Raw genomic sequence first — 12,774 nt, 5'->3', positions numbered from 1 at the left:
AAACCTAAATATAATACAATATGAAAATTAAAAATATAAAATATGCAGCTGTTGCAATATTCCTTGGGATTGGGATGTCATCTTGCAGTGACTTTCTCGATAGACCTGTAGAGGATAATTACAACACCGAGAATTATTATACCTCAGATGATGCTTGTATTTCAGGTGTTAATTATCTGTATAATTCTCCATGGTATGATTTCCAACGCGGTTTCATCAAGGTTGGTGAAGTGATGTCTGGTAATATGTATTGGGGTTCTAGTCCATATATGAACTTCAGTGTAAATGGTACCGATCAGGACCTTATCAACATGTCTTATTCTCTTTGGGCTGTTATTGGACATGCAAACACTGTATATCAGTCATTAAAGGGTGCCAAGGCTTCTGAGGCTGTGAAGGATCAATGCATGGGCGAATGTCTTGCTTGGAAGGCTATGTCTTATTTCTTCCTTGTACGCACATTCGGTGACGTGCCTATCGTTCACAACAACTCTGATAATATCAAAAATGGAGACTATAATACTTTAAGTAAGATTCAAAAGTCTGATGTTTATGATTATATCATTATGACTTTAGAGAAAGCCATGTCTCTTCTTCCTAAGACTAAGAGTACAACTGGTCGTATAGATTATTACTGCGCTGAAGGTTTGCTTGCTAAGGTTTACCTTACTAAGGCTGGCGTTTCTGGCACATTAAATAAAGATGACCTTACAAAAGCTGCAGAATATTCAGATGATGTTATCAAAAATTCAGGACGTACACTCTTAGCCAGCTATGAGGATATATTCCGTGGAAGCAAAAACGCTAGCGACGAAAGCTTATTTGCTTGGCGTTGGACTGTTGGTGCTCACTGGACTTGCCAGAACACATTACAGAGTGACCTTGCCCCAGAAGGTTTCGATGAAAACGGTGACTGCTGGGGTGGTTGGGGTGGCCCGTCTGTTGACCTCATGGATGCATTTGGCATTTCACCAGCAACAGATCCATCTAAGAGAATTGACAAAGATATCCGTCGCAAAGCAACAATCATGATGGCTGGCGATACATACAGTTATTTCTGGCGTGACCATACAATGAAGAATAACAAAAATGGATTCAGCTATCTGCAGTTCTGGTATGACAAAACCTATAATAAGGCAGCAACTGGTCAGTGCCAAGGTCCTTGCGGTGGTAACAACGTGAAGAATCTTTATGGTGACAATGCTGACCACATAGCAGAGATGGCTATCACACCTGCACGTATGGCTAATGCACTTGCTACACAAATTCTTAGACTTTCTGACGTTTATCTTATTTTTGCTGAATCAGAAGTTCTTCTTGGCAATACAACAAACGCTGATGCTCTCAAAGCCTTCAATGCTGTTCATCAACGCGCTGTTCCTACAGACGTAGAAAAAACAAGTCTGACTTTTGATGATATTTGGAAAGAACGTCGTCTTGAATTTGCAGGTGAAGGTGACCGCTGGTATGATTACGTACGCCGTAGTTACTATGATGTTAACGCATGTATAAAGGAACTTACAGCACAGCGCAGAAACGCTATGTGGAACTGTGATACTGCTTACAAGACTTATTATGAGTCTGGTGTTTGGGATGGATCTAAGATTGAATACGACAGCAAAACAGCTGCTCCAAACGTTACCGCTTCTAGTTTTACACTCCCTTATCCAACAGAAGACGTAGCCTTGAATCCAAACTTGGGTAGCAATGCTACACCTATTCATGTTGATGTACGTAACACATACAGCTATTAATCCTTTAGAATTTAAGAATATGAAAATAAAGAATATAAAATGGACGTTAATGGTTGTTCTCGCGACTGCTAGCATCGGCTTTACATCTTGCGAAGACGAGCCAGACAAATATGAAACAACCACTGCTACGCCTAGTATTAATTATATACGTCCGGTTGATGTCGCAAATAAGGATTCACTACTAACATCAGCTTCTATGAGCAGTACTATATGCTTAGTAGGTAACAACTTACGCAGTGTAAAGGAATTAGTTTTCAACGATCAGAAAGCCGTTTTAAACACCAGTTACATCACAGACAACACTCTTATCGTTACAGTTCCTAAAACTATCCCTTCAACAGTATCTGATAAGATATATGTAATAACAACAAAGAACGACACGATACCTTATGATTTCAAGGTTATTGTTCCTGCTCCTACAATTAGTTCTATGAGCAATGAATGGGCTGCCGCTGGTGAAACTACAACCATCACAGGTGACTACTTCCTTGATTATAGTAACTATCCTTTAAGCATAAAGGTTGGTGATGATTATACTTTGCCTAAGACCGCAATCCAGAGTATAACTAAGACTGGTATTACATTTACGATGCCTAGTGATGTTCCAACAGGAAAGAACTTCTACATAACCACAAAATATGGTACAACAAAAGCAGCTTTCCAATACAAGGACAAGCGTGGTATGCTCTTCGATTTCGATACACCTTGGGACGGAGTTAATGTTCTTGGGAACCATGGTTGGCATAATCAGAAGATACAGAAAGATGCCTCTTCTCTAAGTGGTAATTATCTTATGCTCGGTGATGCCGACATGACTAAAGACGGAGCTTGGAATGACGGTAACTTCTCATTTGAATATTGGGCTGGTACTTGGAATCATACTTTTGATGCCGATGGCCCTAAGTTGAATGACGTAGGCGATTTCTCAGACTGGCAAAATAAGAGTATAAAATTCGAAATGTATATTCCTTCATCTAATCCTTGGTGCGCAGCTCCTATGCAAGTTATATTTGCTGGAACAGATAAGGTGACTCTACCTACTGCCAACAATACATTCTTCCACAGTGGTGATGGTTGGGGACGTGCATTATACATGCCGTGGAACAACGACAACCTTTCTTTTGACACAGGTGGAAAATGGGTTACTGTAACAATACCTCTATCTGATTTCAATAAGGATTGGGATGGTAATGCTGCAAAGAAATCTTTCTCTAGCGTTGAAGACTTTGCGAGTCTTACAATATTCGTAACGACTGGTTCTTATGATAGTAAGACCGTTATACCTACTGGTAAGGACTGCCACCCTATCATCAAGATTGATAACATCCGTGTGGTTCCTAACAAATAACCTATAAATCACATTAGATATGAAAAAATACTATAATACATTCATCATGTTAGTGATAGCCCTTACAGGGCTGTCGCTGACAGGTTGTAGCAACGATGACTTGAATACCGACCAATTTGGAAACGATATAACTCTCCTGTCTTTTGGACCTTGTCCTGTATTGCGCGGCGGTACTCTTCATTTTATGGGTAGTAACCTTGACCAGATCAGTGAGATTGATCTTCCTGGAGCTGACCCAATTACTCAGTATGAAGTGCTGAAGAGCGGACGCGAAAGTGAAATCACGATTCAAGTTCCTGCGGAAAAATGCACAACCGGTACCGTTACACTTAAAACTGCTAAAGGCGGAGTTATTGCTTCAGTTACTCCTATAACTTATCGTGAAGACATTAAACTTACTCAGTTCTATGTCGGTACAGAGAAAAACTATACAGGAAGTGTTGGACAAACTTTAACTATAAAGGGTGACTATCTAAATCTTATACACGGTATTATATTCGCAGATAAAGATACTGTTAACGAAAAGCAGTTTACTACTCACGACCGTTACACTATCTCTGTTGCTATTCCAAAGGAAGCAAAGACTGGTACATTTAAACTTACCGATTTAGCGGCAAGTCCTAACGAAATTGAGACTTCGGAAGCTCTTGTTATAAACCTACCAACAGTTTCTTCTCTTGCTCCTGAAACAATAAAAGCTGGCAACAATATCACTATTACGGGTGAAAGTCTAGACCAGATTGCTTCTATTGAGTTCACAGGAGCACCTGCAGAGAAGTTCACGATTGCTCAGGATGGTAAATCTATCAGTGTGATTGTTCCAACTAAGGCTACAGACGGTGAAGTTAATCTTGTAACAAGTTCTGGTGTTAAAATACCTGCTGGAAGTATTAAGACTGTTATACCTACGGAACTAGTAGCGGCAACAAATCCTGTAAAGAACGGGGCTGACGTTACTATAACCGGTAAGGACCTTGACCTTGTTACAGGTATTGCATTCCCTAATGCTGCCGGAAGTATTAAGTCTGCAAATGCAACAACAATTGTAGCTACTGTTCCTGAAAAAGCACAGAATGGTGATATTACATTATCACTTGCCAACGGAAAGACAGTTACCGTGGCTTACAAACTTGTGGCACCAGTTGTAACAGAATTCAGCCAGACATCAATCATCGCTGGTAATGCTCTTGTTATAAAAGGTACGGACCTTGACCTTGTAGCATCTGTTGTATTCCCTGGTGATGGCTCTCCAACTGTTACGACATTGAAACAGACAGACACAACTATTGGATTAACAATTCCAGAAGCAGCCGAAGGTACAGGTATGAAGTTTATTCTTAAAAATGGTGAGACTGTTGACGTAACAGGTATCACCATCAACGCATCTTCCACTCCAGCCGTTTCAGCTGATGTCAAAGGCACTACTGGTGAGTATGTTACTATCAACGGTAAAAATTTCAATAATGTCGAAACTGTATCTATTGGTGATACAAAGATTATCAAATTCTCTGCACGCACTAATACATCTATGACATTCCAGATTCCAGCAACTGTTGCTGCGGGCACTTACGACCTAAGGATGGTAACTCCTGACGGAACAAGTACTGTCGTATGTAAAATTACAGCAGCATCTCCAGAACTTGATTTCGCAGATTATGCAAAAAGTATGGACGGAAAAGCCATTACATATCCTTATGCTCTAACTTGGGGTAATGAAGGAAGATTTATTATCTCACAGGATGTTATGACAAAGATGGGTATTAAGATTGGTTCTATACTTAGATTTTACAAGAAGACAGCAACTACAGGACAGGTTCAAATTAACAATGGTGCTTGGAAAGCCTACACAACTTTGACTGACTGGAACGGAACAGAAAGTGTTCTTAGTATCACTATCAATAAAGCATGTATGGATTTTATAAATGAATCACCAGGCATTGTTATACAAGGTGGATTGAATGATATAACAAAAATGACTTTTCAACCATAAGTTGTTAACAAAAAAAACTATATTTGTGGCGCAGTACTAATTCTGCGCCACAAATATTTAAAACAAAATATATTAGCTTATGAGAAAATTATTACTCTCGCTATTGGCTTTATTCTGCAGCATCATTGCAAAGGCAGAAGATAAGTCATTGATCATTACTTTCAGTGATAACACTACCCAGACTTTTGTTCTCTCTACACTCCCGCAAATCACAATGTCTAACAACAAAATGACTATTTCAGCAGGCACTACTACTGCAGAATATGATTTATATAAAATAAAGACATTTACATTCTCTGGGACAACAGGTATAGGAAATATCGAGAACAACTCTGCAATAAAGGCAGAAGGTGACAGGATTATTATAGGAGGCACCAATGCTAATGTAAGAATATTCTCTGTAGACGGTAAATCGGCTACTCTAAAAACTACAAACACTTCAAACTCTACAGTAATAGACATTTCTTCTTTGAATAGAGGTGTTTATATTATAAAAGCAAATGACAAAACCGTAAAAGTAAGCAAACAATGAAAAAGTTATTTTTATCTCTAGCTTCTTTGCTGATTTTATTTACGGCAAATGCACAGATAAGTACAGATACTTATACCGTAAACCAAAAGGACGGAACTTCAAAAAGTGTGAAGATTACAGATTTGCCTGTTATAAGTTTCTATGACAGCGGAAACAAATTCGGCAGTCAGGATCCTTCATTCGGAAGTACCAACTTTAATGAATTCACTGTTGACAATGTGAGCAATGTTGTCTTTAATATATATCATGAAAGCGATGTCAGCGACATTACTCTTGCTGATGCTGCCGCATCAGACAATACAAAGCGACTTTATAAATATCTCAAACTTAATTACGGAAGTAAGATACTGTCTTCAATTATGGCTAATGTAAATTGGAATCATACAGAAGCAGACAAAATAAATACTCTTACAGGTAAATATCCAGCTATAAACTGTTACGATTTTATACAAATCTATGTACCAGACAACAATGGTTGGATAAACTACAACAATATTACTCCTGTTACAGAATGGGCTACTGCAGGTGGTATTGTTTCACTGATGTGGCACTTCAATGTGCCAAAGACTGAAACAACAACTATAGGTGCTGATGGGAGCGGAGTTACATGCACACCTTCTGAAACAACATTCAAAGCATCCAATGCCCTTATTTCAGGTAAATGGGAAAATACATGGTTTTATAGTCAGATGGATAAGGTTGTAGCAATTTTGCAGAAACTTCAGGATGCAGGCGTTACTGCTATATGGCGTCCATTCCACGAAGGAGCAGGAAACTTATATGCAAAGACTTACACTGGTTCTGCATGGTTCTGGTGGGGTGAAGACGGACCTGACACATACAAGGCTCTTTGGAAAGCTATGTTTACATATTTCCAAGAAAAAGGCATCCATAATCTTATATGGGAATGGACAGCACAGAATTACAATGGAGACAGCAATAATTACGACAACGACAATGCTTTCTACCCAGGTGACAGTTATGTAGACTTGGTGGGGCGTGACCTTTATGGATATACAGCCGCACAAAACAAGACTGAATTTTCACAGCTTACTTCTCTACATAGCAACAAGATGGTTGCATTGGCGGAGTGTGGTGTTTCAAATACGTCATCTTTCGCAAACATATCTGATGTGTGGAACGAAGGAGCTAAATGGTTGTATTTCATGCCTTGGTATGGAGGAAACATGCCTTCTGACGATTGGTGGAAAGATGCCATGAAGCAAAGTTATGTAGTTTCACGAAGCGATGTAAATATTAGTTCTACAACTATAGATGAACCAGCAAAGCAAGCTGTAGCCAATATGGGACTTGGCTTCAATCTAGGAAACACTCTTGACGCAAACAATATTGGTACAGGTAAGGACGTTTCGGCTTATGAAACAGCTTGGGGAGAACCAGTCACGACACAAGCCCTTATGACATTCCTAAAAAAAGAAGGATTCAACTCTGTTCGTATTCCTGTAACATGGTATGAGCATCTTGATGCAGATGGAAATGTTGATGCAAAGTGGATGGCTAGAGTTAAGGAAGTTGTTGACTATGTAATTAATTCTGGTATGTATTGCATTCTGAATGTTCATCACGATACTGGTGCCGACAATGCAAATACTGGTTTCAAATCATGGATTAAAGCTGACGCAAATGTATATACCTCTACAAAGGATAAGTTTGAAAAGTTATGGACTCAGATTGCAAACGAATTTTCAGGTTACAATCATCACTTACTTTTTGAAGGCTACAACGAGATGCTTAACACTAATAACAGTTGGACGGCTCCTTCTGCAGGAAGTTCAAGCTATACAGCAATTAATAACTATGCACAAAGCTTTGTAACAGCAGTGCGAGCAACTGGTGGAAACAACGCAACACGCAACCTAATAATAAACACATATGCAGGTAACAACTCTGATGTGGCTATTAACAATCTGACTATTCCGACTGATAATACGAGCGGACATATAGCTGTACAAATACATACTTATGATCCTTATAACTGGTTTAAGAACTATGGACAGTGGACACCAGATTGCAGTAATGAGATCAAGAATATGTTTACTCGCCTTAACACTCGTTTCGTGAGTCAGGGTATCCCTGTGATTGTTGGTGAATACGGTACGCATGGCGAGACATCTGTTAGCAAGACATCTACAACGACTCAGATTAAAGCAGCTGCAGACCAAGCAGCTGACATGGTGAAACAGGCTAAGGCCTATGGAATATCTACATTTTATTGGATGAGTATCATTGACGGCACAGACCGCAGTGTTCCACAATGGTCATTGCCTACAGTAGCTACTGCGATGAAGAATGCATATAACGAATAAAAACTATGAAAATAAAAACTTTATTTTATACTTTAATGATTACTTTAGCAATCTCGTCATGTGGAGAAAAAAAGAAGTCTTACGACGAGATTGCCAGTAGCGGGCGTACAACTCGCACAGAAAATCTGAAGTTGAATCTCACTACATTCACCAACAAGGGTGTTATGATTGGTCAGATGTATGGAACTCTTGAAGGCATCGGATGGAAAAACGAAAAGCTGAGAAGTGACTTTTTCAGTATATGCCACGATAATCCTGCCGTAAACGGATATGAACTATCAGGAATAGAGAGCGGGAAAAAAATAAATAGTGACGGTCTGCAGTTCAGTTGGATTGCAAAAAATGCCATTAACGCTTTCAAACACGGTTCTATGATTGTAATGAACTGGACAGCTCCTGATTATAACGGCAATAAGGATGTTCTTAAAGATTACGTTAAAAGTCTTTCAAACTTTATCAGCAGTCTGCAAGACGCATACGGAATAAAAGTTCCTGTAGTATTGTATCTATATCCTGTTGACGGAAAGTCATGGTATTGCAAAATGAGTATTGACAAATATAAGAAACTTTATGAAGACACTAAAAGTATGATTGATGATAATAATGTTACCAATGTGATTTTTGGTTATTCTGAAACTTATGCCAACAATGCATTCCTTGAAAGATATCCTGATGATGCCGAGATTGTAAACATAACATATATGCAGACAAAAGAGCATGTAAATATTAAAGAATACAAGAATACACTTGCAACATTCTTGCCTAAAGCCATAAGTTTTACACAGGAGCACAACAACACATTAGGTCTCACAACAGGAATTGAAAGCATACCTGACAGTAACTATTTCTCTAACATACTGATGCCTATATTTGAACATCATCGCTTGGGTTACGTCATGTTCGGAGCCAATCATGGAGATTATAAAGGTGGACATTTCTACACTCCATACCCAGGTGAAGGAAATGACAAAATACGGGGATTTATGAAGTTCTACAATAATGAACACACAATATTCCTAAGCAAACTGAATGGCTTATATATTGAAAGCAAATAATTAAAAAAGCGTGTCATTCAATGTGGCACGCTTTTTAAATTATTTTAAATTGTATTTCTTCACCAATTGTAATGTACTCTTATCAGTAATGAACACGCTATTCAATCCTTGCTGTTCTTGTGCGGGGTCACCAGTGTAGTCGTCACCCACCTGCCATTGTTCATGTTGTGGTTTGGCATCTCCACCCCATCCCCAAAAATTACATCCTGCAAAATATCCTTTGGTCTTTGCGCTTTCTGATATCAATGAGAATACAAAATTATAATATCCGTCACGGCTCATAGTTGATGATTTGGGAGAAAAGCTGAATCCATCTCGTGGATATCCGAACTCTTCCATTACTAATGGCTTATTTATTCTACTGCATATTGCAAGATGTTTATCAAGATAATCTTCTGTTTTTGCACAACTTTTAGCCAAGTCTTCATCAAGACTGTCTTTATTAGCCCATCCCCAGTTATAAGGCCAAAGATGAACATTACAGTAATCCACGTTCTTATCAGAACATATACGCTCATACACATCATAACTATTCTCACATCCCCAAGCACCTTCAGAACCTATGCTGATAAGATGATTACTGTCCAAGTCCCGTATTAAGGCTGATGCCTCTGAAAGCCATTTTTCGAAACCAGGCAAAGCCGCCTCTGAAAACGCTCGCGGTTCGTTGCCAATCTGCCAACTCATTATAGCAGGATCTTCGGTATACTTCTTCCCAGTATATCTATTAGTTCTTCCTATTATGAATTTCACATAGTCATAGAATAATTTGTGTGCCTTTTCATTATTTGCATATTGCGCTACAAAATTCATATAGGCTGGATAACCATCTTCATTAGGACGTGGAGCTTTTCCTACTCCTGCATGCTCAAGATAATAACCATATCCACCACTCCACTCCCAAGAGTTATTGAGATATAACACTGCAACCATCTTACGCTTTCCCAATTCTTTCATCAGATAATCCAAACCAGCTAGAATGGTGTCATTATACTCTCCTGGTGACTTCTGCAAAGTAGGTTCGACCTTTGTCTTTATTCCTTGCTCGCCATCTGAACCAACAAGAATTCTGAGATTATCAATTCCCAGTTTTTTCATATTGTCAAGTTCCTTAACAAGTCGTTTGCGGTTTCCGCCCTGTCCTGTAGAACCAAGGATTGCACCATACCAGAAATTAGTGCCTACATAATAATACGGTTTACCATCTCTTATGAAACGCCCATTCTGCACCTTCACAAAACCACCATTTGCACTGATACTTGCGGAGAAAAAAGCCGCCGCTAAAATCGTTAACAGTTTCTTCATTTTTATTATCAATAATTTTATCGCAAATATAATAATTTATTCCATCAAACGATAATACTATTTTAACTATATGTTATACTTTTGTGTAATTCATACGACTAATTATAAACTGTTTTACCTTAGATTTCTCAATGACAATTTGAACTTCCTAGATTTAGCTGTCTTCTCTACGTTATTTTGTGTCATTTAAGGATGGAATGTATTTTATAAGTAAATATGTCAAAGAACAGTTGGCTGCATCAGAGAGGCTAAGGATGTATAAATAGATACAGTAAACAGGATCAGAATTTTCTAGTTTGTTTAAAAGTTCTGTAGAATTCCGCTGAATTCTCGGCAAAGATACTGCAAATTTTTGTCCATGCAATCAGATTTAGGTTAGCCTGTTAGCCAAAGTTTAAATTACTTGGGGCTACACATCCGTAATACACGTGCGCATACACGCGCACTCTGAGCTTTTCGTAAAAACAAGTGACGATGTGTCTATCCGTTGAGCATCAATTTGTTAGACATCTTTTCAAGTCGAATAAAGTGACTGTTATTCGTCGGTAAAATATGGGGGAAAATCTTCCTCATATTGCATTGCACTTTACGAAGTAATTTGATGTTTTTTTTTGATGTTTTGCAGTGTTTTCTATAATGAAATGCATTGCGTTTTACAAAACAATAGGAGGTAAAACATCGTAGAAAAGTTTGCGTTTCTATATGGAAAGAGTTACGTTCCTATATAGAAACGCAAGCAAAACTTGAAATTTGACCGTCATATCACCGTCACTTTATGTAGTCAAATTCGTCGATAAAATATTGATATTCATTATATTAACACTTCGACACTTATATTTTTCAAAACCCTAAGTGTGCGCGCGAATGCAAGTACATAATATATACAAAAATGGATAACGTGGCTAAAACGTAGCTCATCGAAGCTAAATTGACCTAGCTACCTATCATCAAATCCTCTGTTTATGGGGATTGAGATAGATACCATAGCTACGTAGCTAAAAAATAAAAAGCTTTAGAAGATTAGGCTAATAATAACGTTTGATTTTATCTTCATTATTATGAATATAAGTTGTACTATAACTTAGCATTAACTTAGCACAACATTCAAGATAAACAGCATCTTATTATAAAAAATAAAAAACTTTGTATTTTATTTTGTTCTGCTCACGATTTGCGCTATCTTTGCATGCAAAATAAAAAAATAATAGATGAATCTTAAAATCAGACTATCAGTGATGAACTTCCTGGAATTCGCGGTTTGGGGAGCTTATTTGACTTGTATGGGAATTTACCTGGGAAACATAGGTATGAGTGCCCATATCGGAATATTCTTTGCAATGCAGGGAATTGTATCTATATTTATGCCTGCAATAATGGGAATTATTGCCGATAGATTTATACCCGCACAAAGACTTTTAGGATATTGCCATTTGCTAGCCGGACTATTCATGTTTGCAGCTGCATGGTATGGAAATGAAGCTGGAAGTAACGCTAATTTCGGCATTCTGTTCACATTCTATTCGCTAAGTGTTGCTTTCTATATGCCAACACTTGCTTTGAGCAATTCTGTAGCATATTCTTCACTAAGCCAAGCAGGCCTTGACACTGTGAAAGACTTTCCGCCAATACGCGTATTCGGAACCGTAGGATTTATCTGCACAATGTGGTTTGTTGATATTATGGGATACAAGAGCAACCAAACTCAATTTGTAGTAAGTGGTTTACTCAGCATAATATTGTTTCTCTATACATTCACTCTTCCGAATTGCGGAGTTAAGAAAAATCAGGACAAGACAAGCATTGCTGATGCTTTCGGATTGAAGGCTTTTTCTTTGTTCAAGCAAAAGAAAATGGCGATATTCTTCATCTTCTCTATGATGCTTGGAGTCAGTCTACAAATAACCAACGGCTTCGCTACTCCTTTCATCGAAAGTTTTAAAAACATACATGAGTATGCAGGAACATTCGGAGTGAAATATCCAGTAATACTCTATTCTATATCACAATTCAGTGAGACACTCTGTATATTGATGATACCTTTCTTCATGAAGAAATTTGGTATTAAAAACGTTATGCTTATCGCCATGTTTGCATGGGTATTGAGATTTGGACTTCTTGGAACTGGTAATCCTGGTTCTGGAGTATGGATGTTTATTGCTTCAATGATTATATATGGTGTAGCATTCGACTTTTTCAATATATCAGGTTCACTATTTGTTGATAAAGCTACAGATCCATCATTACGTTCAAGCGCTCAGGGACTATTCATGCTAATGACTAACGGTATAGGTGCTACAGTAGGTGCATTTGCAGCTCAGGCTGTAGTAACAAATCATACAGCCGCAAACGGAGTAACAGACTGGCAATCATGCTGGTTCACATTCGCCGGATACGCTATGATTGTTGGAATAAGTTTTGCACTGATGTTCAGACCTAAGGCACCTATGGCGGAAGATTAATAAA

Annotated in this window: 8 protein-coding genes; 7 read left to right on the top strand and 1 reads right to left on the bottom strand. The window is 38.2% G+C overall.

The window, feature by feature from the left end:
- Positions 1–20 precede the first annotated feature (20 nt).
- From B045_RS0108885 to B045_RS0108860, 6 genes are all read left to right on the top strand, one after another.
- On the top strand, positions 21–1,754 hold the full coding sequence (locus tag B045_RS0108885) for a RagB/SusD family nutrient uptake outer membrane protein (protein ID WP_018463919.1): 1,734 nt from the start codon (positions 21–23) through the stop codon (positions 1,752–1,754).
- Between the two features lie 19 nt (positions 1,755–1,773).
- Positions 1,774–3,102: a glycan-binding surface protein gene (locus B045_RS0108880; protein ID WP_025883429.1), complete on the top strand. Its 1,329-nt coding sequence runs from the start codon at positions 1,774–1,776 to the stop codon at positions 3,100–3,102.
- Between the two features lie 19 nt (positions 3,103–3,121).
- Entirely contained in the window at positions 3,122–5,092 is a 1,971-nt protein-coding gene (locus B045_RS0108875; protein ID WP_018463917.1) for a hypothetical protein, read from the top strand.
- A gap of 79 nt (positions 5,093–5,171) precedes the next feature.
- A complete protein-coding gene (locus tag B045_RS0108870) occupies positions 5,172–5,624 on the top strand; it encodes a T9SS type A sorting domain-containing protein (protein WP_018463916.1) in 453 nt (150 codons plus the stop codon).
- Positions 5,621–7,951, top strand: a complete 2,331-nt coding sequence (locus tag B045_RS0108865) for a cellulase family glycosylhydrolase (protein WP_018463915.1) — start codon at positions 5,621–5,623, stop codon at positions 7,949–7,951. The genes B045_RS0108870 and B045_RS0108865 overlap by 4 nt, the downstream gene beginning before the upstream one ends.
- A gap of 5 nt (positions 7,952–7,956) precedes the next feature.
- Positions 7,957–9,006 carry a hypothetical protein gene (locus tag B045_RS0108860; RefSeq protein ID WP_025883426.1) on the top strand — a complete coding sequence of 350 codons (1,050 nt, stop codon included), beginning with the start codon at positions 7,957–7,959 and terminating at the stop codon, positions 9,004–9,006.
- Between the two features lie 39 nt (positions 9,007–9,045).
- On the opposite strand, the gene B045_RS0108855 is transcribed toward B045_RS0108860, so the two are convergent.
- Positions 9,046–10,311 (bottom strand): glycoside hydrolase 5 family protein, encoded by a 1,266-nt coding sequence (locus B045_RS0108855; protein WP_018463913.1) that lies wholly within the window; start codon positions 10,309–10,311, stop codon positions 9,046–9,048.
- Between the two features lie 1,208 nt (positions 10,312–11,519).
- On the opposite strand from B045_RS0108855, the gene B045_RS0108850 reads away from it, so the two are divergent.
- On the top strand, positions 11,520–12,770 hold the full coding sequence (locus B045_RS0108850; protein ID WP_018463912.1) for an MFS transporter: 1,251 nt from the start codon (positions 11,520–11,522) through the stop codon (positions 12,768–12,770).
- Positions 12,771–12,774 lie beyond the last annotated feature (4 nt).

This window comes from Segatella paludivivens DSM 17968 = JCM 13650, from assembly GCF_000373185.1.
In the GTDB taxonomy this organism is placed as follows: Bacteria; Bacteroidota; Bacteroidia; order Bacteroidales; family Bacteroidaceae; genus Prevotella; species Prevotella paludivivens.
Note: the sequence above shows the minus strand (reverse complement) of the source record. Positions and strands in the feature narration are given on the sequence as shown.

What these genes read in the sequence shown, in the direction of transcription:
- B045_RS0108875 (WP_018463917.1), top strand. Translation starts at nt 3,122, where the DNA reads ATGAAAAAATACTATAATACATTCATCATGTTAGTGATAGCCCTTACA.
- B045_RS0108865 (WP_018463915.1), top strand. Translation starts at nt 5,621, where the DNA reads ATGAAAAAGTTATTTTTATCTCTAGCTTCTTTGCTGATTTTATTTACG.
- B045_RS0108885 (WP_018463919.1), top strand. Translation starts at nt 21, where the DNA reads ATGAAAATTAAAAATATAAAATATGCAGCTGTTGCAATATTCCTTGGG.
- B045_RS0108860 (WP_025883426.1), top strand. Translation starts at nt 7,957, where the DNA reads ATGAAAATAAAAACTTTATTTTATACTTTAATGATTACTTTAGCAATC.
- B045_RS0108870 (WP_018463916.1), top strand. Translation starts at nt 5,172, where the DNA reads ATGAGAAAATTATTACTCTCGCTATTGGCTTTATTCTGCAGCATCATT.
- B045_RS0108880 (WP_025883429.1), top strand. Translation starts at nt 1,774, where the DNA reads ATGAAAATAAAGAATATAAAATGGACGTTAATGGTTGTTCTCGCGACT.
- B045_RS0108850 (WP_018463912.1), top strand. Translation starts at nt 11,520, where the DNA reads ATGAATCTTAAAATCAGACTATCAGTGATGAACTTCCTGGAATTCGCG.
- B045_RS0108855 (WP_018463913.1), bottom strand. Translation starts at nt 10,311, where the DNA reads ATGAAGAAACTGTTAACGATTTTAGCGGCGGCTTTTTTCTCCGCAAGT.